Here is a 24,801-nt window from a genome sequence, read left to right on the forward strand (position 1 = left end):
CGTGTCGTTGCGGGCGTTGATCGACAACGGGTCGGCGACGGCGAATGAGCTGCGCACGTTCCTGGAGACCAACCAGGTCGATCTGGGTGAGCTGATCAACAAGCTGGTCACCACCGGTGAGGTGGTGGTCAAGCACCTGCCCGGCATCCGCCAGATCCTGGTGATCTATCCGTACGAGGTCGCCAACGGCTACACGGTCGTCGCGAAGAACTCCCAGGGGTACGACGCCCGGTTCGGGTTCATCTTCAACTCGATTCCTCCGGTCTGCCACGCCGGCTACGACCCGAAGCAGTGGCGCTCGCCGACCGACGGCTCCAACAAGCCGATGGACATGACCGCCCACTGTGCCGAGCCGGCCAGCAAGACCAACGCCCGCGGCTCGCAGAACGCACCCCGAGCGGGCGCCGACTACCGGGCACCGGTGGCCAGCTACGACCTGGGCGACTCGACCCTGTCCTGGGGCGACGACGGGAGCCGAGTGGCCTACGACGGGGGCGCCGCTGCCCTCTACGGCGACGACTCCTGGAAGTCGCTCCTCCTGCAGCCGCTGCTCTGAGCAACCGACTGGACTGGACAACCTGGCGCCACGGCCCGAAGGGTTTGTCCGCATCCGCGTGACTTGACCCGTCCTCTCGGAGCGCGGCGAGCCCCCGAACCTGTGATCTCCCTGAATCGGGAGGCGCACAAGGGGTCTTCCTGCGTAGCGTGTGCCTCCTGGGGGACAGAGGCGTCGCACCGAAGTGGGGAACGTGGACACCGGCCAACAGATTGCGTACGACGGGCTGCTCCGGGCTGCCCGCCTCGCCGCCAGCATCGCGGGCGCCAGAGGCGCCGAGGTCGAGGAGATCGCCGAGGAGTCGATGGCGCTCCTCCTGATGCAGGACGGGCTGGTCAACAACCCGAAGGCGTGGGTCCGCAGCACCGCTGCCCGCCTCGCCGCGGAGGCCCACGGCCGCCGGCGGATCCAGACCGACGACGTGCTCGAGGAGCTCACGCCGACCGAGCGCAGCCTGGTGATGGGCCAGCGCACCGGCTTCAACGTCCGTGAGCTCGCCCAGCGGCTCGGCCTCAGCGAGGACGGCACGCACGCGCTGCTCGCCGAAGCGAACCGGAAGGTACGCCGCTCCAGTCGGCGCCTCGCCGAGGTCGACTGACCCGGAAATCGGTCGTCCGAGTCCTGGGATATTTGTCCTAAATGTCCGTTTCCTTGTGATGATGGCCGCGCGCCGTGCAGAAGCCGCGGTCGTGCCCGCAGTCGACTGCCCCGAGACGGCTGCCCTCGTCGAGAAGGAACCTGATGCACCTCGCCACACGCCTCGCCGCTGCACCTGCCCTCGTGCTCGCGATCACCGGCCTCACCGCAACGTCCGCCCACGCCACGCCTGACCCGCTGTCGGCCGACGCTGTCGGCGCCCTGGCCCAGGCCAGCTGCCAGCTCGACCCGACCGCACCCCTCAGCGTGGCCGACCTGAACCCCGTCGTGGTCGCGGAGTCCGACGTCACCGTCGTCCCCGGCGAGCTGACCGCGCACCTGGTGCGGGCCGACGTGAACACCAGCCTGGGCGACGTCCAGGAGTGCACCTTCGGCGTCCTCCACCGTGACGCGCTCCTCAGCCAGGTCGCGTACGACGGCACCGCGACCCTCTCCCTCGGCGATGGCCTCGGCGGCGCGGTCGCGTCGGCGGTCACCGACGTCGAGCTCGGGAACATGGGCCGCGGAGGCCATGTCGACCCGACCACGGAGGTCCCGTTGAACGGCTTCCTGGTCCCGACCGACAGCGTCGTGGAGGACCCGACGTACGCGTTCTCGATCGACCGGAAGGCGCTCGAGGTCGTCCCGATCGCGGTGGACAGGACCGTGAAGGACGCCGCCGGACGCCTGCTGAAGGCGCAGGTCAAGGCTGCCGCCCAGCTGGAGAAGCGGCAGGTCAAGGCAGCGAAGAGCAAGCACTCCGCGAAGGCGGTCGCCGCGGCGCAGCGTGCCTACGACAAGCGCGTGGCCGCGGCCCAGGCGGCGTACGCGCGGGCCACGGCGCCGAAGTCGGTCACCCGGCCGGTCAGCCACCACGTCGCGGCGAGCGGCGCCATCAGCGTCGCCTGACCCGACTCCCGAGCTCCGGACGGGTGGTCGCCAGGCCCCTGGCGACCACCCGTCCGGGACCTTCGGCAGGGAATTGCCCGTTCCGCCCCGGACCACGGCGGCCCCGGGTTAGGTTCGCGCGGATTCCTTGGGGGGAACCATTGTCCAGACTGATCCGCCGCAGCGACGTGGCACGCCTCGTCGTCCTCGCCCTCGCGGCGCTGCTCACGCTCGCGTGGGTGCAGATCACCGCACCCGAGCACCGGTCCGCGTCCTCGGGGGGACCGCGGGCCGTCACCCGACCCGCCGTCGCCGACCCTCCGGTCGGGATCGAGCTGGCCGGCCCCGACCTCGCGGCCGTGACCACGCCGCTCCCGGTGCCGGCGACCACGCCGGCGCCTCCGCCGGCACCCCAGAAGGCCTCGCCGCGGCACCGTCGCCACGCGGCGGGCAAGCATCATCGCCGCGGTGCCCGGCGTGCCCACCGGCACCACCGGCGTGCGCACCACCACCGCCCGAACCCGTGGCTCCACCAAGGCGGTCGCGACATCGGGTGGCCGCAGTGCCCGAGCGACGTCGGGTTCCGCGGCCACAACGGGCTGGGCCAGCCGCTCCCGGACGCGGGCGTCGAGTTCGTCGTCATCGGCCTCACGAACGGACGAGCGTTCACGCCGAACCCGTGCATCGACCTGCACCTGTCCTGGGTGCGCTCGCACCACGCCCAGGCCGCGGCGTACGCGTTCGCGACCTACCCGACGCGCGCCCAGCTGCGCCGCTACCGCCACCACGGCCCGTACGACGGCCGCCGGCACCTCGGCGCGCTGGCCAACGTGGGACACGCGACCGCCGACTTCAACGTGCGGCTGATGCGCCAGCACGGCTTCGTGACCCCGCACGTCTGGCTCGACCTCGAGCCGTCCTCGTCGCGGCCCTGGTCGCACCGGCGTTCGTGGAACCGGGCCGTCGTGCGCGGCTGGGTCCGCGGCTACCGCGACGCGGGCTACACGGTCGGCTTCTACTCCACCACCCACCTGTTCGACGAGATCGTGGGCCGGCTCCGGCTGCGCCTGCCCGAGTGGCGCACGGCGGGCCCGGTCTCCCCACGATCGGCGCTGCACATGTGTCGCAGCAGCTCGTTCCAGGGCGGCCCGGCGGTCCTGGCGCAGTGGTGGACGGCGCACCGCGACTTCGACCGGATGTGCCCCTCGTCCGATCCTGCCGCGACGATGGCCCGGTACTTCCACCAGTGGTGACCTCGGCCTGAGCCGACGCCCGAGGGTCAGCGGCGCAGCGCGCCCATCCACTCCTCGATCGCGTCCGGATCACGCGGGAGCGAGCCCGACAGGTTGCGGGCGCCGTCGGAGGTGACGACCACGTCGTCCTCAATCCGGATGCCGATGCCGCGCAGCTCCTCCGGCACGAGCAGGTCGTCCTGCTGGAAGTACAGACCGGGCTCGACCGTCAGCACCATGCCCTCGGCCAGCTCACCCTCCGGGTAGACGTCCGGCGCGGCGGCGGCGCAGTCGTGGACGTCCATGCCGAGCATGTGGCTGGTGCCGTGCAGCGTCCAGCGGGAGTACACCTTGCTGTCGGGCGCGAGCGCCTCCTCGGCGGAGCACGGCAGCAGGCCGAGGTCCTCGAGCTTGTGCGCGAGCACGTTCATCGCCGCGTGGTGCGGGTCGCGGAACTTCGCGCCCGGCCGCACGGCGTCGATCCCCGCCTGCTGCGCCTCGAGCACCGCGGAGTACAGGTCGCGCTGCAGCGGGGTGAACCGGCCGTCGACGGGGAGCGTGCGGGTGACGTCGGCGGTGTACAGGGTCGACGCCTCGACGCCCATGTCGAGCAGGACCAGCTCGCCCGGCGTGATCGGACCGGTGTTGTCGATCCAGTGCAGCGTCGTGGCGTGAGGGCCGCCGGCCACGATCGAGTCGTAGCCGATGTCGTTGCCCATCGCGCGGGCGCGGCGGAAGAACGTGCCCTCGATCCAGCGCTCGCCGTGCTCGAGCACGCGGTCCCACTCGCGCACGCTGTCCTCGAAGCCGAGCGCGGTGACGTCGCACGCCCGGGCGAGCTCGTCGACCTCCCAGGCGTCCTTGACCAGGCGGAGCTCGGAGAGCACCCGCGCCAGCTCGCGGTCGCGGCCCTCGTCGGGCGCGACCGCCTGGTCGACGGTGCGGTCGACGCCGCGGAGGACCCGCGTCTTCGCCGAGCGTGCGAGGGCGTCGGGCAGCTGGTCCACGTGGCGGGTGGCGATGCCGAGCGCGCTCGAGATCTCCTCCAGGGACGGTCGTCGCCCGACCCAGAGCTCGCCGTACTGGCGGTCGCGGAAGAACTCGTCGGTCTCCCGACCGCTGCGCGGGCGGGCGTAGAGCGTGGCCTCGCCGTCCTCGACCACCAGCACCGCGTCGCTCGTCTGGTTGCCGCACAGGTAGGTGTGGGCCGTGTCGGGGCGGAACCGGTAGTCGGTGTCGTTGGCGCGGACCTTGAAGGTGCCGGCCGGGATCACCAGGCGCTCACCCGGGAAGGTCTCGGCGAGTCGCGCCCGGCGCGCCGCAGCCCACTCCGCCACGGGGTGGGTCGGCAGGTCGAGCCGGCTTTCACCCCAGCCGGTGCGCATGAACGCGGCGTACTTCTCCGGGACCGCAGGGTCGTGGCTCTCGGTGTGCAGGGCGCCGGCCGGTTCGGGAGAGGTCTCGGGAGATTCGCTCACTTCGTCACTGTACGACGCACCCGCCGCGCGCAGCGCGCTGATATCCGGGCGCCTGATCCGTCGCCGGGCGCCCGCCCGGAAAGGCTTCGCGCTCGTGTGGGCGGAGCGTGCGCCGGGCTGGCCGCGCTCATCTAGGCTTCGGTCCATGCGCAGCCGGGACAACGTCGTGTTCACCGCTCTGGTGGGCACCGTGATGTTCGTCGGCGCGGGAGTCATGGCGCTCGTGCTTCTCGCCGCCGGGGCGCCGGGCGCGATCGCGATCGGGGTGGTGCTGGCCGCGCTGCCGGTCGGGCCGCTGATCGCGTCGTACCTGTGGCTCGACCGCTACGAGCCCGAGCCACGGTCGCTGCTCCTGCTCGGTCTGGGCTGGGGCGCCTTCGTCGCGACGAGCGCCGCGCTGTTCCTCCAGGCGTTCGACGCGTTCGCGCTCGGCTCGAGCAGGTCGACCCAGTCGGTGCTCGTGGCCCCGCTCACCGAGGAGGCCGCCAAGGGCCTCTTCATCGTGCTGCTCCTGGTCTACCGGCGCGCCGAGCTCGACGGCATCCTCGACGGCATCGTCTATGCCGGCATGGTGGGCATCGGCTTCGCGTTCACCGAGAACATCCTCTACCTGAGCCAGGCCTACATCGGCGACAACACCCACGCCGGCGGGATCGAGGAGACGGTGTTCACCTTCGTGGTCCGAGGCGTGTTCAGCCCGTTCGCCCACCCGTTCTTCACCGCCTTCACGGGCATCGGCGTGGGCATCGCGGTGTCCGCGCGGAGCCGGACGGTGCAGGTCGCCGCGCCCCTCGTGGGCTACCTCGTCGCCGTCGGCGCCCACGCGCTGTGGAACGCGGCCCTCCTGCTCGACGGCGGCGCCGGCGCGGTCGGCACCTACCTCGTGCTCATGGTGCCGGCCTTCCTGTTCCTGGTCGGTTTCGCGATCTGGTCGCGCCGGCGTGAAGGTGCGCTGCTGGCCGCAGCGCTGACCGACTGCGCCCGCCGCGGCTTCCTGGACGCGAACGAGGTACCGTGGCTGACCCGCATCCCGGCCCGGCGCGCGTGCAGGCAGCACGCGGCGGCCGTCGGCGGGGAGGCGGCGCTCACCGCGATGAAGCTGTACCAGACCGAGGCCATCGAGCTCGGGTTCCTGCACCACCGGTTCCTGCGGGGCACCGCCCCGAGGGACTACCGCGAGCTGGGGGAGGCCCACGTGCAGCGCATGTTCCTGCTGCGTCCGCACCTGGTCTGGCCGCCGACCGGCGTCCCGGTCGGAGCGTCGCGATGACGGACACGTCGCTGAGCGCACAGCGCTCGGCCCAGATGGTGACCACGCTCGTGCAGCTGCGCGAAGCGCTGGAGTCCGCGCGTCTTCCGCTGGAGGTCCCCAAGGCCGAGCCGGCGCGCAAGGCCCGCGCCGAGATGATCGACCAGCTCGAGGACTACGTCCTCCCGCGGCTGCTCCAGATCGACGCGCCCCTGCTCACCGTGGTCGGCGGCTCGACCGGAGCGGGGAAGTCGACCCTGGTCAACTCGCTGGTGGGGGAGCGCGTCACCGAGACCGGCGTGCTGCGCCCGACCACGCGCTCGCCCGTGCTGGTGCACAACCCGCGGGACTCCGACTGGTTCGACAAGGCCCGCATCCTGCCCGACCTCGAGCGCACGACGCGTGCCTCGGCCGACCCCGGTGCGCTCCAGCTCGTCGCCTCCGAGGCGATCCCGGCGGGTCTGGCGGTGCTCGACGCGCCCGACATCGACTCGGTGGAGGAGCAGAACCGCACGCTGGCCGCGCAGCTGCTCGGCGCCGCCGACCTGTGGCTCTTCGTCACCTCGGCCGCCCGGTACGCCGACCAGGTGCCGTGGGAGTTCCTCAAGCAGGCCGCCGACCGCAGTGCCGCCGTCGCGATCGTGCTCGACCGCACCCAGCCGTCGGCGATCACCGAGGTCAGCGCCCACCTCGCCCGCATGCTCACGGCGCGCGGGCTCCGGGACTCGCCGCTGTTCATCGTGCCGGAGGGCGAGGTCGACGAGCAGGGCCTGCTGCCCTCGACCACGGTCCGCGAGATCCGTGCCTGGCTGGGATCGCTGGCCGCCGACGCGGAGGCACGCACCGGTGTGGTGCGACAGACGCTCGAGGGCGCCATCCGGACCATCTCGAAGCGCACGTACGCCGTCGCCGACGCCAGCCACGACCAGTACGAGATGCTGGAGCGCCTGCGCGCCGACGTCGAGCGCTCCTACGGCCACGCGCTCACCGAGGTGGACCGCGCGTCCGCCGACGGGAGCCTGCTGCGCGGCGAGGTGCTGGCCCGCTGGCAGGAGTTCGTGGGCACCGGCGAGCTGCTCAAGACCCTCGAGTCCAAGGTCAGCTGGCTGCGCGACCGCGTCACCAAGGCGGTGAAGGGCCAGCCCCAGCAGGCGGCCCGCGTGACGGTCGCGGTCGAGTCCGGACTGCAGACCCTCGTGCTCGAGCACGCCGAGGCGGCGGCGGAACGCACCGACGCCGCGTGGCGCGCCGTGCCTGCCGGTCGCGTGCTCCTCGACGAGTCCGGCGAGGACCTCTCGCGGGCGTCCCGTGACTTCCGGCGGCGCGCCGAGCAGATGGTCCGCGACTGGCAGCAGAGCGTGCTGGACATGGTGCGCACCGAAGGGGCCGACAAGCGCTCGACCGCGCGGTTCCTGGCCTACGGGGTGAACGGCCTGTCCGTGGCCCTGATGGTGGTGGTGTTCGCCTCCACGGGAGGCGTGACCGGCGCCGAGGTCGGGATCGCCGGCGGGTCCGCCGTGCTCGGCCAGAAGCTGCTCGAGGCCGTCTTCGGCGACCAGGCCGTACGCCGCCTGGCGGCGAACGCCCGCAAGGACCTCAACCGCCGGATGCAGGTGCTCCTCGAGACCGAGAAGCGCAGGTTCACCGGTCTGCTCGACGGTCTCGGCGTCGTGCAGGGGTCCGAGGAGGCGCTCCGTGCCGGCGCCCGCAAGGTCGACGACCTGCGGTTCGCGGCCGGACCGGGCTGAGCGGCCGGACTGCGTCCAGCGTCACACCGGCTCGGGGCGAAGGGGAGCGGAGGTTCGGCTCCGGCGGCCACCCGGGGTCGATAGGCTGGCACTCGCCGTTCCGACCTGTTCGCACCGACCTGTGACGATTTCCCAAAGGGAGCCCATGACGTCCATGCCGCTGATCGGGTTCTGCGTGCCGGCGCCCGCGCGACGCGGAGGGCGCGCATGACCTCCCTGCTCGAGGGCGCCAAGAAGCTGGTCACCCGCGGCTCGGACATCGGGGCGCGCGTCAAGGGTCTCGACGACGCGGTCGAGGCGGCCCGCGGACGGCTCGACGACGCGCTGCTCGACCGCGCGGCCGACGTGGTCACCCGTTCGGCCGAGCGGCTGCGGCTCTCCGCCGACCACACGGTCGTGGCCCTGGGCGGGGCCACCGGATCCGGCAAGTCCTCCACGTTCAACGCTCTGGTCGGGCTGGAGCTCGCCTCGGTCGGCGTACGCCGCCCGACGACCTCGTGGGCGACCGCCTGCACCTGGGGAGCCAACGGGGCCGACGAGCTCCTCGAGTGGCTCGGCATCCCGCCCCGCCACCAGGTCGTGCGCGACTCCATGCTCGACACCGGCCGGGAGGCCAAGGACCTGCAGGGCCTGGTCCTGCTCGACCTGCCCGACCACGACTCGACCGAGGTGTCCCACCACCTCGAGGTCGAGCGGCTGGTCCGCCTGGCTGATCTCCTGGTGTGGGTCCTGGACCCGCAGAAGTACGCCGATGCCGCGATCCACGACCGGTTCCTGAAGCCGATGGCCGCCCACAAGGGCGTGATGATGATCGTGCTCAACCACATCGACGAGGTCCCCGAGGCGCGTCGCGAGAGCATGATCGCCGACCTGCGCCGACTCCTCGACGCCGACGGTCTCGCCGTGGTCACCGTCGTCGCCACGTCGGCGAAGGAGGGCATCGGCATCGACGAGCTGCGGTCGGCGATCGTCGCGAGGGTCAAGGACAAGGCGACGACCCGGGCGCGGATCGGGACCGACATCGCCCAGACCGCGGCCGAGATCTCGCAGGTCAGCGGCCAGGCGCGACCGCCCGAGCTGACCGAGCGCAACCAGAGCGAGCTGCGTGAGGCGGTCGCCGACGCGGCCGGCGTACCGATCGTGGTGGACGCGGTCCACAAGGCCGCGATGGTGCGCGCCCGGCGCGCGACTGGGTGGCCGGTGACGTCGTGGCTCTCCCGGCTGCGCCCCGATCCGCTCAAGCGGCTCCACCTCGACCTCGGCTCCAACGGGCGCGAGCTCGTCGCGAGTGCTCGTTCGTCGATCCCCGACGCCAACCAGATCCAGGAGGCCCGGGTCGAGTCCGCCGTTCGAGACCTGTCCGACCAGCTGTCGCAGGGGCTGAGCCGGCCGTGGGCCGGCGCGCTGCGCCGAGCCTCGACCTCGCGGCTCGACGAGCTCGAGGACCGGCTCGACCGGGCCGTCGGGGGCGTCGATCTCGGGGTCTCGAAGCCGCCCTTCTGGACGCGCCTCGTCCGCGCGGTCCAGTGGCTGCTGCTCCTCGCTGCCGTCGCCGGTGCCGTCTGGTTGGGCGTCCTGGCCGCGTTCTCCTACCTGAAGCTCTCGGAGCCGACGACGCCCGATGCCGGGGGCGTGCCCGTCCCGACCCTCCTGCTCCTCGGGGGAGTGGCGGTCGGCCTCGCGCTGGCCGTGCTGTGCCGGGTGCTCGTGGGCCGCAGCGCGCGACGGCGGGCGCAGCGTGCCGGACGCAAGCTGCGGGCGGCGGTCGACGAGGTCGTCGACGAGCTGGTCGTCGGGCCGCTCGAGGCCGAGGTCCAGGCCTACCGGACCACCACCGAGGGTCTGCGCCTGGCCTCGGGCTGAGCGGTCGCTGAACCGTCAGCAGCCGTTTCGCCTCCACAGGATCCCTCGCCGGACGTGCGTCCACCGGACGCTCCCACGCTGGGTGACGCGCGCGACGGGCACGGGCACGCTCCCTCCAACCGCGATCCCACAGGAGGAGAGATGAACGAGTCCTACGTGACCCTGCAGGGCTGGGTCGGCAACGACGTCGACGTCCGCGAGGTCGGAGACACGCAGTGTGCCTCCTTCCGGCTCGGCTGCACGCCTCGCTGGCGCAAGGGCGACACCTGGGTCGACGGGCAGACCTCCTGGTTCACGGTGAACTGCTGGCGCGGGCTGGGCCGCAACGTGGCGGAGTCGGTGAAGCGCGGGGACGCCGTGGTGGTGCACGGCCGCGTGCGCGTCGACGTGTGGGAGCGCGAGGGGCTCCCGACCTCGGTCAGCTGGATCGTCGACGCCACCTTCGTCGGCCACGACCTGAACCGCGGCACGAGCGCGTTCGCCAAGACCCCGCGCAACACCCCGGTCGACCCGATCCAGGACGAGTCGGTCAAGGAGATGGTGCACGCCTACCCGGCGGACGGCCCGCGGCTCGACGTCGATGGCGAGGAGGTCGAACCCGCCGCGTGACCCGATTCGTCGGGCCCGCGCGCGGCCCGTAGGCTTGCCGGATCATGGGTGAATACGTCTACACGCTGCGCAACGTCCGGAAGGCCCACGGCGACAAGGTGGTCCTCGACAACGTCACGTTGTCGTTCCTGCACGGCGCCAAGATCGGTGTGGTCGGCCCGAACGGCACCGGCAAGTCCACGCTGCTGAAGATCATGGCCGGCCTGGAGAAGGCCAACAACGGCGACGCGCTGCTCGACCCCGGCGCGACCGTCGGCATGCTCCAGCAGGAGCCCCCGCTCACCGAGGGCAAGACCGTGCTGGAGAACGTCGAGGAGGCCGTCGGCGAGATCAAGGGCAAGGTCGACCGCTACAACCAGATCTCCGAGCAGCTGGCCGACCCCGACGCGGACTACGACACGCTGCTCGCCGAGATGGGCGACCTCCAGGCCGACCTGGACCACGCGAACGCCTGGGACCTCGACAGCCGTCTCGACCAGGCGATGGACGCCCTGCGGTGCCCGCCGCCGGACGCTGTCGTCGACAACCTGTCCGGTGGCGAGCGCCGCCGCGTCGCGCTGTGCAAGCTGCTGCTGCAGCAGCCCGACCTGCTGCTGCTCGACGAGCCCACCAACCACCTGGACGCCGAGTCGGTCCAGTGGCTCGAAGGTCACCTGGCGTCCTACCCGGGCGCCGTCCTGGCGGTCACCCACGACCGGTACTTCCTCGACAACGTCGCCCAGTGGATCCTCGAGCTCGACCGCGGCAAGACCCACCCCTACGAGGGCAACTACTCGACCTACCTCGAGACCAAGAAGGACCGGCTCAAGATCGAGGGGCAGAAGGACGCCAAGCGCGCCAAGATGCTCGAGCGCGAGCTGGAGTGGGTCCGCTCGAACGCGAAGGCACGGCAGACCAAGAGCCGCTCGCGTCTGGCCCGCTACGAGGAGATGGCGGCCGAGGCCGACCGGATGCGCAAGATCGACACGTCCGAGATCAACATTCCCGCGGGCCCGCGCCTCGGCGACATCGTGCTGGAGTCCCACGACCTCACCAAGGGGTTCGACGGGCGCACGCTGATCGAGGACCTCTCCTTCACCCTGCCGCGCGCGGGCATCGTCGGCGTGATCGGGCCCAACGGTGTCGGCAAGACCACGCTGTTCCGGATGATCACGGGCCAGGAGAAGCCGGACGCCGGCGAGCTCAAGGTCGGCACCACGGTGAAGATCTCCTACGTCGACCAGAGCCGGGGCGGGATCGACCCGAACAAGAACGTCTGGGAGGTCGTCTCCGACGGCCTGGACTTCATCAAGGTCGCCAACTTCGAGATGAACTCCCGCGCCTACGTCGCCTCCTTCGGCTTCAAGGGCCCCGACCAGCAGAAGAAGGCCGGTGTGCTCTCGGGCGGTGAGCGCAACCGGCTGAACCTCGCCCTGACCCTGAAGATGGGGGGCAACCTCCTGCTGCTCGACGAGCCGACCAACGACCTCGACGTGGAGACCCTCTCCTCGCTCGAGGACGCCCTGCTCGAGTTCCCCGGGTGTGCGGTGGTCACGTCCCACGACCGGTGGTTCCTCGACCGCGTCGCCACCCACATCCTCGCCTGGGAGGGCGACGAGGAGGACGAGGCGAAGTGGTTCTGGTTCGAGGGCAACTTCGCGTCGTACGAGGAGAACAAGATCGAGCGCCTCGGCGCGGAGGCGGCGCGACCGCACCGGGTCACCCACCGTCGCCTGACGCGCGACTGACCCGCGCCGGACGCCCAGGGGCCGGCGGCCGGAGCGCTCAGTCCGCGTCGCTGCGGATGTCGGCGAACGAGGGGTTCACCGTCAGCAGGTGATCGGCGACGGAGTTCATCAGCCGTCCCATCGTCGTGAACTCCTCGTCGGAGGCCAGGTCGACGAAGTGCTCGCGGACGCCCCTGACGTGCGTGTGGGCCGCCTCGACGAGGAGGTCCCAGCCCTTCTCGGTCATCCTGGCCTCGACGCCACGCCGGTCCGCCGCGGCGGCGCAGCGCTCGATGAGGCCGGCCTTCTCCATCCGGCTGACCGTGTGCGTCACCCGGCTGCGGGAGTGCTGCATCTCCTCGGCGATCTGGGCCATCCGGAGCGTGCGGCCGGTGCTCTCCGAGAGCCGGACGAGGATCTCGTACTCCGCGAGGGAGAGGCCGTGGGCCTGCCTCAGCTCGCGGTCGAGCGTGTCGGTGAGCAGCGTCGTACCGATGATGAACGCGCGCCAGGCTCGCTGCTGCTCAGCGTTGAGCCAGCGGGTCTCGGATGCGTTCATGCGCCGGAGTCTAGAGGGACGAGTCGGTGGAAGCAGGACAACGTCCGACCTCGCGGGTGTCCCGGCAGGGTGCTCGGGAATGAATCGGCGGACCCGATAGTTGAAAGTTCTATCAACGACTTGCTAGGCTCCTGAGTAAGTTGAAAGTTCAACGAAGCGAGAAGAGGATCCCATGACCACCACCACTGCACCCGACACCCAGCTCGTCGCCGGCACCTGGACGATCGACCCCAGCCACTCCGAGGTCGGCTTCACCGTGCGGCACCTCATGACCAAGGTCCGCGGTCAGTTCGAGAAGTTCGAGGGCACCGTCGTCACGGGCGAGACCCTCGCCGACACCAAGGCCGAGGCGACCATCGACCTGAACTCCGTGAACACCCGCGACGCCCAGCGCGACGGCCACCTGCGCTCCGCGGACTTCTTCGACGTCGAGAACAGCGGCCCGATGACCTTCGTCTCGACCTCCTTCGACGGCAGCACCGCCAAGGGCGAGCTGACCATCAAGGGCGTGACCAACGTGGTCGAGCTCGACGTCGAGTTCCTCGGCATCGAGAAGGACGCCTACGGCAACACGCGCGTCGGCTTCGAGGCGACCACCACGATCAACCGCAAGGACTTCGGCGTGGACTTCGACATCCCGCTCGACGGCGGCAAGCTCCTGGTCGGCCACAAGGTCGACATCCAGCTCTCGGTCCAGGCGGTCCTCAACCAGGGCTGACCCCGGCCACTGCTGACGCGCGAAGGCCCCGGACGAGCCGTCCGGGGCCTTCGTGCGTCTCAGGAGGGGATCAGGACATCCGCTCGAGGATCATCGCCATGCCCTGGCCGCCGCCTACGCACATGGTGATCAGGCCGGTCGACTTGTCGTGCCACTGCAGCGAGTTGAGCATCGTGTTCTGCAGGCGGGCGCCGGTCATGCCGAACGGGTGCCCCACCGCGATCGCGCCGCCGTTCACGTTCAGGCGGTCGAGGTCGATGCCCAGGTCCTGGTACGACGGGACGACCTGCGCGGCGAACGCCTCGTTGATCTCGACGAGGTCGATGTCGTCGATCGACATGTTCGCGTGCTTGAGGGCCTGCTGGGTCGCCTCGACCGGGCCCAGGCCCATGATCTCCGGGGACAGCCCGCTGACGCCGGTCGACACGATCCGGGCGAGCGGGGTCAGGCCGAGCTCGGCGGCCTTCGTGTCGGACATGATCACGACCGCCGCGGCGCCGTCGTTGAGCGGGCAGCAGTTGCCGGCGGTGACGACCCCGTCGGGGCGGAAGACCGGGTCGAGCTGGGAGACCGCTTCGTAGGTGACGCCCGCGCGCGGGCCGTCGTCCTTGGTCACGACCGTGCCGTCGGCGAGCGTGATCGGCGTGATCTCCCGCTCCCAGAAGCCGTCGTTGATCGCCTTCTCGGCGAGGTTCTGGCTGCGGACGCCGAACTCGTCGAGCTCCTTGCGGTCGAGGCCGCGGAGCCGGGCGACGTTCTCCGCCGTCTGGCCCATGGTGATGTAGATGTCGGGGAGCTTGCCGTCCTCGCGGGGGTCGTGCCAGTCCTGCCCGCCCTTGGCCATCTCCTCGGTGCGCTGCTGCGCCTCCTCGAACTGGGGGTTCTTCGTGTTCGGGATGTGGTCGGAGGTGCCGAACTGGTAGCGCGAGACCATCTCCACGCCCGCGGACAGGTACACGTCGCCCTCGCCGGCCTTGATCGCGTGGAAGGCCATCCGGGAGGTCTGCACCGACGAGGCGCAGTACCGCGTGAGCGTCGTGCCGGGGATCTCGTAGCCGAGCAGCGTCGTGACGATGCGGGCCATGTTGTTGCCGGCCTCGCCGCCGGGCAGGCCGCAGCCGAGCATGAGGTCGTTGATGTCGTTCGGGTCGAGCTCGGGGATCTTGTCCAGCGCCGCCCGGATCACGAGGGCCGTGAGGTCGTCGGGGCGGAACTCCTTGAGCGACCCCTTGTTCGCGCGACCGATGGGGGAGCGGGCCGCGGAAACGATCACTGCCTCGGGCATGTGGTTCTCCGATCTTCGACTGTGTGAGGTGGGCAACGCTGCGGGGATGAGACGAGCGGCGCCGACGCCATCGTAGGTCCCGCGCTGGTGGTTGGATCTGGGGCGTGCGTCACACCTACGAGTGCCCCGTGCGCTGGGCCGACATGGACATGCTCCAGCACGTGAACAACGTGACCTATGTCGACTACCTCCAGGAGGCCCGGATCGACATGTTCATGGCGCACCCCGAGTTCGCCGGGGGAGAGGAGCTCGCCGAGGGTGTGGTGGTCGTGCGGCACGAGCTGGACTTCGTCGCGCCGCTGGTGTTCCGGAGCCGCCCCGTCCTGGTCGACGCATGGATCAGCGAGATCCGGGCCGCGTCGTTCACCATGTCCTACGAGGTGTACGACGAGGACGCGTCCGGCCGCCGCGTCTACGTGCGGGCGTCGTCGCTGCTCGCGCCGTTCGTGTTCGCGACCGAGCGCCCCCGCCGGATCACCGATCGCGAGCGCGAGGTGCTGTCCCGCTACCTCGAGCCCGGCGTCGACCGGACCCCTGTCGCCGCAGACGGCTCCTCCCAGTACGTCTTCCCGCTCAAGGTGCGCTGGTCCGACGTCGACGCCTACCGCCACGTCAACAACGTGAAGTACATCGAGTACTTCCAGGAGGCGCGGCTGCGCTACCTCATGCACCTCCACCGCGAGGGGGACACGTTCGGCGGGATCGTGGTCGCCCGCACGGACGTGGACTACCGGCGACCCATCCTGTTCCGGCTGGAGCCGTACGAGGTGGACTCCTGGGTGAGCCACGTGGGACGGACGTCGTTCGTGATCGCGGCCGAGATCCGGGATCGCACCGGTTCGGTGCCGGGCGGGGAGGTGCTCGCCACCAGCCGGAGCGTCCTGGTCGGGTTCGACCAGCAGACCCAGAGGTCGGCGCCGCTCACCGAGGACCACCGGGCCCGGCTGCTCGACGAGCTCGGCGCCGGCTGACCGACGTACCGAGCTGTCGCTGCGGTCTACGCCTCGAGCGAGTTCACCATGAACTGCGCCGCGTGGGTCGCGTAGTCCCAGAACTGCGCGTACTGCTCGGGCGTCAGCTCCACGCTGTCCAGGCCGGCCTTGAAGTGTCGGAGCCAGTGCTCCTTGGCCTCGGGCGTGACGGCGAAGGGCGCGTGGCGCATCCGGAGCCTCGGGTGGCCCCGTGTCTCCGAGTACGTCGTCGGACCGCCCCAGTACTGGGCCAGGAACAGGGTGAGCCGCTCGGCTGCGGGACCGAGGTCCTCCTCCGGGTACAGCGACCGGAGCGCCTCGTCGGTGGCCACCCCCTCGTAGAACCGGTCGACGATCGCCTTGATCGTCCCCATGCCGCCGATCTCGTCGTAGAAGGTGGTCACGGTGCCATTGTGCCGAGTGCTGCTCAGCGCAGCGCGGCCAGGTAGCGCCCGGCCACCGTGACGTCCCGTCGGCGTTGCTCCCACGTGACGCCGACGAGCAGCAGCAACAGCCCCACGGAGCCGAGCGAGATCCAGCGCGGCAGACCGTCGACCACGGGCCCGAGGTGGCGTACGGCGAGCGCGGCCGTCGTGAGCGCACCCGCGAGGAACGGCCCCGCCCACAGCCGTGCGATGCCGACCGCGAGGGCGACCAGCCCGCCGGCGGCGACCAGCGCGCCCCGCAGCGAGACCGGCTCGTCCAGCGCCAGCAGCAGGCTGGGCACCAGCGCCAGGGTCAGCCCGCTGCCCAGCACCCGCATGCTTGCGGCTCCCGGATCGCGCTGGAGGCGCCACCAGCCGGCGGCGATCAGCGCAGCGGCCGCGGGCAGGGTGTACAGCTCGGGGGCCCGGACGTCCTCGATCACGCGGATCACCGTCGCCACCCCGAGCAGCGCGACGCCGATCCACGACGCCTCCTCGCGGTCCACGTTGAGGATCGCCACCGCGGCGACCGCCGATCCCAGCACGGTCAGCACCATCGCGGCCGTCGTGGGCTCGCTCGTGAGCGCCGTCGCACCCAGCCCGGCGAGCAGCGCGGTGACCTCGATCGTGACCCGGCTCGCCTCGCCTCGACCGGCGGCCCGCGCGAGCAGCAGGGCTGCCGCAGCCACGCCCGCGAGCGCCAGTCCGGCGGCGTCGGACCGACCGTGGAGGAGGTAGGGCCAGTGGATCCCGGCCAGGCCTGCCATGAGGACTGCCGAGCCGGCCAGGAGGGGCAGGAGAGCCGTCCGCAGCAGTGCGGCTCCCGAACGGGAGTACGCGACGCCGAACCCGAGGGCGAGCACGGTCGCCGAGGAGGCCGACAGCAGGTGCGACGGCACGGCGAGGCGGAGGCCGGTGGCCACGAGGTAGGCGGTGAAGACGAGGGACGCGGCGAGGGGAGCATCGTGGTGGCGCACGGTCGTCGCCATCGCGGCCGTGACGGCGAGCGTCGCCCCCCACACCAGAACGGCGGTGAGCAACGTCGGACGCGACTCGAGCAGCCACGTCGTCGCGCCGAGTGCGAGCACCCCCGGGCCCAGGGCGATCCAGGCACGGCCGGCGGCCTCACGGGCGGCGGCCGGCCTCAGGTGCCGCAGCAGCGCGGCCGCGGCGGCGCCCACGACCAGGGCGACCACGACCGCCGTCCAGGGCGCAGGTCCGCCGGTCGGCGCCGGCAGGGTGATCCCCAGGTGAGCGCCCTCGTCGGTCGCGGTCCCGGGCAGGCGGGTGATCACCGCGAGCGGGCGGCCGAGCGCCCACGCCGACCAGCCCACGAGCGCCAGCACGGTCAGGGCGGCGGCCGGCCACGCCCACACGCGAGGCGCAGTGGCGCAGACGGCGGCGAGGAGGACGCTCACCGCCGCCCAGGTCAGCAGGTCGGCGGTGGCGCCGGACCCGGGGCCGACCCCGAACATCGCGAGCGTGACGAGGGACCCGCCGGCCGCGACCATGCGGACCCACTCGGGCAGCACCGATCGGGTGCGAGGGACAGCCAGGGGGAGCGCGGCCGGCAGCGCCGCGAGGAGCGCAGCCGCCAGCAGCGGCCAGCCGTCGAGATCGAGCCACCACGCGCGCACGCTGGTCGTGGGCATCCGGTCCGCGCCGTTCCCGACCAGCACCAGCCAGGAGACCAGCACCGATGCTCCGACCACACCGGCGGTCGATCGCAGGTGACCGTCGGTGAGGCGGTCGATCGCGAGGGCCAGCGCCGCGAGGAGGGGCACCGAGAGGGCGACGGCGGTCGGGTTGTGGTCCGAGGTCCACGCCTCGGCACCGGCCAGGAGGGCGATCCCGATCGCGGCCACGACGACCAGGCCGTGGACCCGGCGCAGCACGGTCGTGGTGGCCCAGGCCCCGGCGCCCACGGCGAGGCCGAGGAGGGTCGCTCCGACCAGGGCGACCGCGTCACGGTCGCTCAGCCGGCCCAGCCCCAGCAGATCGGCGCCGTACGCCGAGCCGAGGTCGATCGCGACCAGCCCGCTGACGACCAGCCACAGCGTCTCCGCGGCGAACCGCAGGTCCCGACGCGTGACCGCCACCGCTCCCGCGCCGAACAGCGCCGTGACGGCGAGCAGGATCGTCGTCTTCGCGGTGAGGCCGAGCGAGCTCCAGGCGACGGCGACGAAGACGACCGCCGCGACCAGCAGGCACAGGGCGCCCAGCGAGAGCAGCACGACCGGCACCGAGACGCTGGGCAGGCTCCGGTGCGGAGCGGTCCGGTCACCTGTCGCGGCACGAGGCATCGGGCCCACCGGCGGTGCGCCCACGACCGCGCCCACTACCGGGCCGGCGGTCGGCGCGGCGGTCGCGGGTGCGGCGCGCAGCTGCTCGATCAGCCGGTCCGCCTGCTGCATCCGCTGCCAGAGCTCGGCGGCGGCCGGCCCCACCAGGCGCAGCCCGCACCTCGTGCAGGTGCCGGTGGGGTCGAGGGACGCCCGGCAGTCGGGGCAGATGTGCGGGTCCACGAGCTTGCTCATGTCAGCCATGATCGAGGGCCGGACGGCTGTGGCGGATGAGTACGAAGGCCCAAGTTGTCGCGCGGCCCGATCCGCGAGCCCGGGTCAGCGCGGAGGCTGGTGGTCCCGCCAGTAGGGCTGCGGCATCTGGATGCCCTCCTCGTCGAACCGCAGTTTCACCCGCTCACGCATCTCGCGGGACACCGTCCACTGCTGCTGCGGCATCGTCTTCAGGGTGACCCGCACGACGACGGAGTCGGGGCCGAGGGACTGGACGCCCCAGACCTCCGGCTCCTCGATGATCTTGTCGCGGTACTCCGGGTCCTCCCAGAGGTCGTGGGCGACCTCCTTGAGGATCCGGCGGACCTTGGTGATGTCCTCCTTGTAGCCGACGGCGATGTCGAGCACCGACCGCGACCAGTTCTGGCTCTGGTTGCCGACCCGCAGGATCTCGCCGTTGCGCACGTACCAGACCGTGCCGTCGACGTCCCTGAGCCGCGTCACCCTCAGGCTCACCGCTTCGACCGTGCCGGACACGTCGCCGAGGTTGACGCTGTCCCCGACGCCGTACTGGTCCTCGAAGATCATGAAGATCCCCGAGAGGAAGTCCTTCACGAGGCTCTGGGCGCCGAAGCCCAGGGCTACGCCGAGGATGCCCGCGCTGGCGATGAGCGGGGCGATGTCGTAACCGAGCTCGGCGATCGCCATGATCACCACGACCGCGAAGATGACCCCGGAGACGATGCTCTTCAGCAGCGTGCCGATGGTCTGGGCGCGCTGCACCCTGCGGTGGGTGACCACCTCGCCCTCGGGCTCGGCGAACGGCCCGCGGACCAGAGCGTTCGGCAGCACGCCGGTCTGGGCGCGTCTCACGAGTCGGTCGATCAGCTTGTAGAGCAGCCACCGCGACCCGAGCGCGAGCACCACGAGCCAGATGATCGCGAGCGGCTTGCCGATGAACCAGGCGGCGGCGTGCGCCAGGCTCTCGTTGTGGGTCCAGTCGTAGACCGCCGCACAGCTCCAGCTCTGGTCCGTGCCGTTGCGGCAGGTGTCGGGCATCTCGAGGAGACTCATCGGGACAGCCATGCCCCGGAGGCTACGGGGGTCGCCGGAGCCATCCAAACCGGCCGCGCCGGACTGCCGTTTCGTGTGATGGACGTGACCAGCGCTGGTGTGCTGGGGCCGAACAGGGATGGCTATCCTTTCCCCTGTGAAGAACCACGAGGCTCCGTCCCGCATGCTCCTGCGCCGCGCCGCCCTGGTGCTGTCGACCGCGGCTGTCGTCGTGGTCGCGCTTCCGGCCCTCGCGTCCGCGGACACCCCGGCGGCGTGGCAGCAGGACCCGCACGTGTCGGGCCTGGACTTCCTGCTGGTCCTCGTGCTGATCCCGGTCGGTCTGGCCCTGGTGATCAGCCTGCTGGCGACCCTGCCGTCGATGATCCGCGACCGTGGCTACGAGCCGGGCCAGTCCTGGCGCGCGGAGGCCGAGTGGTTCGGCGGGCCGCGCAAGGGCGTGGAGGCCGCCGAGGAGCTGTCGCCGCAGCAGGTGGAGAGCGCCGAGTCGGGTCGAGGTGGCACCAGTGGTCAATGGTGAGGGTTTCTCCTCCGACCAGCGCTACGAGATCGACCGCGCGATCCGCGCGGCCGAGACGGTCAGCCGTTACGAGTTCTCCGTGTACGTCGGCGCGGCCGAGGGTGAGGCCGGGCCGTTCGCCCAGCGCCTGCACGCCTCGCTCGTGGCGCCCGCGCGCAGCGTCCTGATCATGGTCGACCCGGCGGCGCGGCTGCTGGAGATCGTCACCGGCTCCGTGGTCCGCCGCGACCTCCCCGACGACGCCGTCCGCCTGGCCGCCGTCGCGATGGAGTCCGCGTTCGCCCAGGGCGACCTGGTCGGTGGCATCAAGCGCGGCCTCGCGCAGCTCGCGGAGGCGGCCCGCAAGCCGCAGACGCTCCACGCTGCTCCCTGATCACCTCGCTGACCACGCCGCCCGCGCGCCGGGTCAGGCCGTGACTGCCCGCTCGGCGTCCCTGGCCTGCGCCGCGAGGTAGCGAGCCACGTCGGCGCGGCCCTCCTTGACGTAGCGCACGGCTGCGGGGTTCGCCGTGGTCTGCGCGAGCCAGGCGTCCACCCGGTCGAGCAGCTCCGGCGAGGCGAGCGGCCGCGGGAACCCGAAGTTCAGCGCCACCGACGCCCGGTGGGTGCCCAGGTGCTCCCAGAGCGTCTCGGCGGCCTCCAGGTACTTGTCGACGTACGGCGCGAGCACGGCCTGCTGGTCGTGCACCTGGAACGCGAGCACGATCGACCGCTGCGTCTCGTTGGGAGTGTCCGCGCGCACGAACGCCGTCTCCCAGGCCTCTGCCTTGGCCTCGGCGGTGGGCTGGGCCGCACGGGCGGCCGCCGCGTGCTCCTTGCCGGAGATCGTGTTGTCGGCGGCGAGCTCGACGTCGATCCGGTCACCGGCGCGCCCGAGCCGCGCGAGGCCGCTGATCAGCGCCCAGCGCAGGTCCTGGTCCATCGCCAGGCCCTCGAACGTCAGCGTGCCGTCGAGCAGGCCCTCGAGGTCGGCGATCGCCTCCTCGGTCACGGCGGCGGACGCGTAGGACCGCATGAACGTGAGCTGCTGGTCGCTGCCCGGCTCCGCGTCCTCGAGCAGCTGCCGCAATCCGCGCTGCCACTGCTCCTGGAGCGCCGGCCGGTGGGCGGGGGAGGACAGCGAGTTGACCGCCTGGGCGGCGTACACGGGGATCCGGCTGATGCCCCACGCGTCGGTCTCCTGCCCGATGTTCGCCAGCACGAGGTGGACGAAGTCGGTCGCGCTCATCTCCGCGTCGCGGGTCATGTCCCAGGCGGCACCCCACACGAGGGCGCGGGTGAGGGAGTCGTCGATCCGCGAGAGGTCGTTGATCGCCACCTTGAGCGAGCGCTCGTCGAGCCGGATCTTGGCGTAGGCCAGGTCGGCGTCGTTGAGCAGCAGCAGCTCGGGCTGACGGGTGCCGACCAGCTCGGGCACCTCGGTCCGCTCGCCGGTGACGTCGATCTCGATCGAGGACGTGCGCAGCAGGTGACCGCGCATGTCCTCGTCGGCCTGCTCGTCGTACAGGCCGATGCCGATCCGGTGGCGCCGGATCGTGGGCCACTCCGGGTCGGCCGTCTGGACGACGGTGAACGACGTGAAGTTGCCGTCCGCGTCCAGCTCGAACTCGGGCGTCAGGGTGTTCACGCCGGCCGTCTGCAGCCACTCCTGGGCCCACCCCTGGAGCTCGCGTCCGGACGCCTTCTCCAGCGCGAGCAGCAGGTCGGTGAACTCGGAGTTCGAGTACGCGAAGTCCTGGAAGTACTGGCGCAGCCCCGCCAGGAAGGGCTCGAGGCCCACCCAGGCGACCAGCTGCTTGAGCACGGCTGCGCCCTTGGCGTAGGTGATCATGTCGAAGTTGACCTCGACGGCCTGCAGGTCGTAGTTGTCCGCGGCGATCGGGTGCGTGCTCGGCATCTGGTCCTGGCGGTAGCCGGTCTGCTTGCGCGCGTTGGTGAAGCCGGTCCACGACTCGGTGAACTCGGTGGCCTCGACGGCCGCGTGGTAGCAGGCCCACTCGGCGAACGACTCGTTGAGCCAGAGGTCGTCCCACCATTTCATCGTGACCAGGTCGCCGAACCACATGTGCGCCATCTCGTGGAGGATCACGCTGCAGCGGAACTCGTAGAACGACCGCGGCTGTCGGCTGCGGGGGAGGTACTCGTCGCGCAGCGTGACGCAGCCGGCGTTCTCCATCGCGCCCATGTTGTACTCCGGCACGTAGAGCTGGTCGTACTTCTCGAACGGGTAGGGGTAGGCGAAGGCGTCCTCGAAGAACGCGAAGCCCTGCCGGGTCATCTTGACCAGCTCGTCGCGGTCGAGGAACTGGACCAGCGACTGGCGGCAGTAGTGGCCGAGCGGGATGGTGCCGTGCTTGCCCTCGTAGACGTCCTGGACCTCGTGGTACTCACCGGCGACGAGCGCGGTGACGTACGTCGACATCTTCTTGGTCGGCGGGAAGATCCACCGCGCCTTGCCGTCGCCGATCGGCTCCGGCGTGGGGGTGGGCGCGTTGGAGACCACCTTCCAGTCCTCGGGAGCGGTCACCTTGAACGTGAAGACGCTCTTGAGGTCGGGCTGCTCGAACGTCGTGTAGACGCGGCGGGCGTCGGGCACCTCGAACTGGCTGTACATGTAGACACGGTCGTCGGCGGGGTCGACGAAGCGGTGCAGACCTTCGCCGCTGTGGCTGTAGGTGCAGTCGGCGCGCACGACCAGCACGTTGTCGGCCAGGAGGTCGTCGAGCTGGATCCGGTGGTCGGCGTACGCCGTGGCGGGGTCGAGCGCGACCCCGTTGAGCGTGATCTCGTGCACGGTGGCGCCGACCAGGTCGGCGAACGTGCTCGCCCCCGGCTGGCTCGCGCGGAACGCGATCGTGGTGGTGGAGGCGAAGGTCTTCTCGCTGGTCGTGAGGTCGAGCTCGATGGTGTACGAGTCGACGTCGAGCAACCGGGCGCGGGTCTGCGCCTCTTCGCGAGTGAGGTTGGTTCCTGGCATGCGGAGGATCATGCCACCCGACTCCACGCCTTCCGTTAACGGATAAACCGCCCCGGTCCTCACGCCGCGTGCGACGCTTGTCGGACGGTGGAACGAGCGCGAATGACACCGAGAAAATTACACGGTTGTAACGGCGTGTCGCGTTGACATTTATGGTGCGAATGCTAGTCAGAGTGACGAAAGTTGCTCTAACGTGCCGGTGTGATCGTCCGCCGCCTGCCCTTGTCTGCGTTCGTCGTGGCCCTTGCCGCGGCGCTCGCCTCGGTGCTCGTCGGCGTGCCGCGCGTCGACGCGAGCTCGACGCTCCTCTGCCAGAAGTTCAGCCCGTGCGCACGCGCCGGCTACCCGAACTACGGCTACAACGCGAACTACACGAAGATGTGGTGGCGGATGTACGCCGGCCACAACTGCACCAACTACGTCGCGTACCGGATGGTCAGTCGCGGCATGTCCGCGACCCGCCCGTGGAGCGGGAGCGGCGACGCCCGCAACTGGGGCGTCGTCTTCGGCACGGTGACCAACCAGACGCCGATGGTCGGCTCGGTCGCCTGGTGGAGCACGAACCACGTCGCCTACGTCGAGCAGATCATCGACGCCAACACGATCGTGATCTCCGAGGACCACTACGGCGGCACGTTCGACTGGCGCAAGATCGTGCGCGCCGGGGGCGGCTGGCCGACCGGGTTCATCCACCTCAACGACGAGGCGATGGGTGCCACCGCGCCGCCGACGATCGTGGGCACCCCGAAGGTCGACACCCCGATCAGCGTCACCAGCGGCACCTGGAACCACCCGGGCGCCTCCTACGGCTACCAGTGGTACGCCAACGGCGTCGCGGTCCCGGGAGCGACCGGGACGACGTACACGCCCGGCGCCGGCCAGGTCTCGGCCGTGCTGTCGGTCCAGGTCACCGCGGCCAAGCCGGGCTACGTCACCGGTGCCAGCAGCTCGGCGCAGACCGCGCCGACCGCGCCGGGGACGATGGCGGTGGCGTCCGCGCCGACGATCAGCGGTGTGCCGAAGGTCGGCGGCGTGCTCACGGTGAGCGGCGGGGCCTTCACCCCGGCGGCGACCTCGTCGGCGATCCAGTGGTTCGCCGACGGTGCCCCGATCCCCGGCGCCACGGGTACGACGCTCTCCCTCGGCCCCGACCAGCTCGACCACCGGATCGCCGCCGTCGTCACGGGCAAGCGGGCCGGCTACACCGACGGCGTCACCGGCTCGGCCCCGACGGACCCGGTCGGCCCGGAGAACCTGTCGATGGGTCAGGAGCCGGCGCTCGCGGGCGACCCGCACGTGGGGCAAGCGCTCACCGTCACGCCCGGCGTCGTCGGGCCGGCGGGGGTCACCACGGCGTACCGGTGGATGCGCAACGGCGTGAAGATCAAGGGCGCCCACGACGCTCGCTACGTGCCGACGGCCGACGACCTGGGCACGCGGCTCAGCCTGAAGATCCGCTACTCCAAGCCCGGGTACAACTCCGTGGTCCGCACGCTGGCCCTGCCCGGGACGGTGCGGGCGTTCGCCCGCCTGTACGTCACGTCGCGTCAGCACCGCGCCGTGACGATCCGTGTGGAGGCGGCCGGGCTCGCCACCGTGAACGGTGAGGTCACGCTCGTGAACGCGCACGGAGTGCGCCGGACGCAGGCGCTGAGCCACGGCACCGTGACGTTCTCGCCCCAGTGGCTCTTCTCGGGCCGCCGGACCGTGACGGTGACCTACCAGGGCTCCGCCAAGGTCGACGGCCGGACGGTCACCAAGACGCTCCGGATCCACTGACCGGTCCGGGAA

General features: G+C 71.3%; 20 protein-coding genes and 1 pseudogene. 14 read left to right on the forward strand and 7 right to left on the reverse strand.

Annotated features, from left to right (window positions below; genetic code table 11):
* From EFL26_RS12185 to EFL26_RS12200, 4 genes and pseudogenes are all read left to right on the forward strand, one after another.
* A pseudogene (locus tag EFL26_RS12185) lies at positions 1–556 on the forward strand (MCE family protein); the annotation flags it as partial.
* 193 nt (positions 557–749) lie between these two features.
* Positions 750–1,154 carry a hypothetical protein gene (locus tag EFL26_RS12190; RefSeq protein WP_123223140.1) on the forward strand — a complete coding sequence of 135 codons (405 nt, stop codon included), beginning with the start codon at positions 750–752 and terminating at the stop codon, positions 1,152–1,154.
* Positions 1,155–1,297: 143 nt separating this feature from the next.
* Entirely contained in the window at positions 1,298–2,101 is an 804-nt protein-coding gene (locus tag EFL26_RS12195) for a hypothetical protein (RefSeq protein WP_123223141.1), read from the forward strand.
* Between the two features lie 140 nt (positions 2,102–2,241).
* Positions 2,242–3,333 (forward strand): hypothetical protein, encoded by a 1,092-nt coding sequence (locus EFL26_RS12200; protein ID WP_148046696.1) that lies wholly within the window; start codon positions 2,242–2,244, stop codon positions 3,331–3,333.
* Between the two features lie 26 nt (positions 3,334–3,359).
* Here EFL26_RS12200 and EFL26_RS12205 read toward each other — a convergent pair whose 3' ends face one another.
* Positions 3,360–4,790, reverse strand: coding sequence for an aminopeptidase P family protein (locus EFL26_RS12205; RefSeq protein WP_246000165.1), 1,431 nt, complete (start codon positions 4,788–4,790; stop codon positions 3,360–3,362).
* A gap of 145 nt (positions 4,791–4,935) precedes the next feature.
* Between EFL26_RS12205 and EFL26_RS12210 the strand changes: the two genes are divergently transcribed.
* The 5 genes from EFL26_RS12210 to ettA all read left to right on the forward strand — a co-directional run bounded on the left by EFL26_RS12210 (position 4,936) and on the right by ettA (position 11,986).
* On the forward strand, positions 4,936–6,060 hold the full coding sequence (locus tag EFL26_RS12210) for a PrsW family intramembrane metalloprotease (RefSeq protein WP_123223144.1): 1,125 nt from the start codon (positions 4,936–4,938) through the stop codon (positions 6,058–6,060).
* A complete protein-coding gene (locus EFL26_RS12215; protein WP_246000166.1) occupies positions 6,057–7,787 on the forward strand; it encodes a dynamin family protein in 1,731 nt (576 codons plus the stop codon). Before EFL26_RS12210 ends, EFL26_RS12215 begins: the two co-directional genes overlap by 4 nt.
* Positions 7,788–7,994: 207 nt before the next feature.
* Positions 7,995–9,650, forward strand: coding sequence for a GTPase (locus tag EFL26_RS12220; RefSeq protein WP_123223145.1), 1,656 nt, complete (start codon positions 7,995–7,997; stop codon positions 9,648–9,650).
* A gap of 141 nt (positions 9,651–9,791) precedes the next feature.
* Positions 9,792–10,259 (forward strand): single-stranded DNA-binding protein, encoded by a 468-nt coding sequence (locus tag EFL26_RS12225; RefSeq protein ID WP_123223146.1) that lies wholly within the window; start codon positions 9,792–9,794, stop codon positions 10,257–10,259.
* Between the two features lie 44 nt (positions 10,260–10,303).
* On the forward strand, positions 10,304–11,986 hold the full coding sequence (ettA, locus tag EFL26_RS12230; RefSeq protein ID WP_123223147.1) for an energy-dependent translational throttle protein EttA: 1,683 nt from the start codon (positions 10,304–10,306) through the stop codon (positions 11,984–11,986).
* A 37-nt stretch (positions 11,987–12,023) separates the two neighbouring features.
* On the opposite strand, the gene EFL26_RS12235 is transcribed toward ettA, so the two are convergent.
* On the reverse strand, positions 12,024–12,524 hold the full coding sequence (locus EFL26_RS12235) for a MarR family winged helix-turn-helix transcriptional regulator (protein WP_123223148.1): 501 nt from the start codon (positions 12,522–12,524) through the stop codon (positions 12,024–12,026).
* 172 nt (positions 12,525–12,696) lie between these two features.
* Here EFL26_RS12235 and EFL26_RS12240 point away from each other — a divergent pair, with 172 nt between their 5' ends.
* Positions 12,697–13,242 carry a YceI family protein gene (locus tag EFL26_RS12240; RefSeq protein WP_123223149.1) on the forward strand — a complete coding sequence of 182 codons (546 nt, stop codon included), beginning with the start codon at positions 12,697–12,699 and terminating at the stop codon, positions 13,240–13,242.
* A gap of 70 nt (positions 13,243–13,312) precedes the next feature.
* Here the strand turns inward: EFL26_RS12240 and EFL26_RS12245 are convergent, their stop codons facing one another.
* On the reverse strand, positions 13,313–14,527 hold the full coding sequence (locus EFL26_RS12245) for an acetyl-CoA C-acetyltransferase (RefSeq protein ID WP_123223150.1): 1,215 nt from the start codon (positions 14,525–14,527) through the stop codon (positions 13,313–13,315).
* A 104-nt stretch (positions 14,528–14,631) separates the two neighbouring features.
* Between EFL26_RS12245 and EFL26_RS12250 the strand changes: the two genes are divergently transcribed.
* Positions 14,632–15,498, forward strand: coding sequence for an acyl-CoA thioesterase (locus tag EFL26_RS12250; protein WP_123223151.1), 867 nt, complete (start codon positions 14,632–14,634; stop codon positions 15,496–15,498).
* Between the two features lie 26 nt (positions 15,499–15,524).
* Here EFL26_RS12250 and EFL26_RS12255 read toward each other — a convergent pair whose 3' ends face one another.
* The 3 genes from EFL26_RS12255 to EFL26_RS12265 form a co-directional block, all read right to left on the reverse strand.
* Entirely contained in the window at positions 15,525–15,902 is a 378-nt protein-coding gene (locus tag EFL26_RS12255) for a globin (RefSeq protein ID WP_123223152.1), read from the reverse strand.
* A gap of 23 nt (positions 15,903–15,925) precedes the next feature.
* On the reverse strand, positions 15,926–18,460 hold the full coding sequence (locus EFL26_RS12260) for an SCO7613 C-terminal domain-containing membrane protein (protein ID WP_183408164.1): 2,535 nt from the start codon (positions 18,458–18,460) through the stop codon (positions 15,926–15,928).
* A gap of 84 nt (positions 18,461–18,544) precedes the next feature.
* The gene (locus EFL26_RS12265) at positions 18,545–19,525 is read right to left on the reverse strand and encodes a mechanosensitive ion channel family protein (protein ID WP_246000167.1); all 981 of its coding nucleotides are present in this window, start codon (positions 19,523–19,525) and stop codon (positions 18,545–18,547) included.
* A gap of 124 nt (positions 19,526–19,649) precedes the next feature.
* Between EFL26_RS12265 and EFL26_RS12270 the strand changes: the two genes are divergently transcribed.
* Both EFL26_RS12270 and EFL26_RS12275 read left to right on the forward strand, forming a co-directional pair.
* Positions 19,650–20,033: a hypothetical protein gene (locus tag EFL26_RS12270; RefSeq protein WP_123223154.1), complete on the forward strand. Its 384-nt coding sequence runs from the start codon at positions 19,650–19,652 to the stop codon at positions 20,031–20,033.
* Positions 20,020–20,406, forward strand: a complete 387-nt coding sequence (locus EFL26_RS12275; protein ID WP_123223155.1) for a DUF5130 family protein — start codon at positions 20,020–20,022, stop codon at positions 20,404–20,406. The genes EFL26_RS12270 and EFL26_RS12275 overlap by 14 nt, the downstream gene beginning before the upstream one ends.
* 33 nt (positions 20,407–20,439) lie before the next feature.
* On the opposite strand, the gene pepN is transcribed toward EFL26_RS12275, so the two are convergent.
* A complete protein-coding gene (pepN, locus tag EFL26_RS12280) occupies positions 20,440–23,010 on the reverse strand; it encodes an aminopeptidase N (protein WP_123223788.1) in 2,571 nt (856 codons plus the stop codon).
* Positions 23,011–23,211: 201 nt separating this feature from the next.
* Between pepN and EFL26_RS12285 the strand changes: the two genes are divergently transcribed.
* The gene (locus EFL26_RS12285) at positions 23,212–24,789 is read left to right on the forward strand and encodes a CHAP domain-containing protein (RefSeq protein ID WP_123223156.1); all 1,578 of its coding nucleotides are present in this window, start codon (positions 23,212–23,214) and stop codon (positions 24,787–24,789) included.
* Positions 24,790–24,801: the final 12 nt, after the last annotated feature.

The sequence above is a fragment of the Nocardioides pocheonensis genome (assembly GCF_003725535.1).
In the GTDB taxonomy this organism is placed as follows: domain Bacteria; phylum Actinomycetota; class Actinomycetes; order Propionibacteriales; family Nocardioidaceae; genus Marmoricola; species Marmoricola pocheonensis.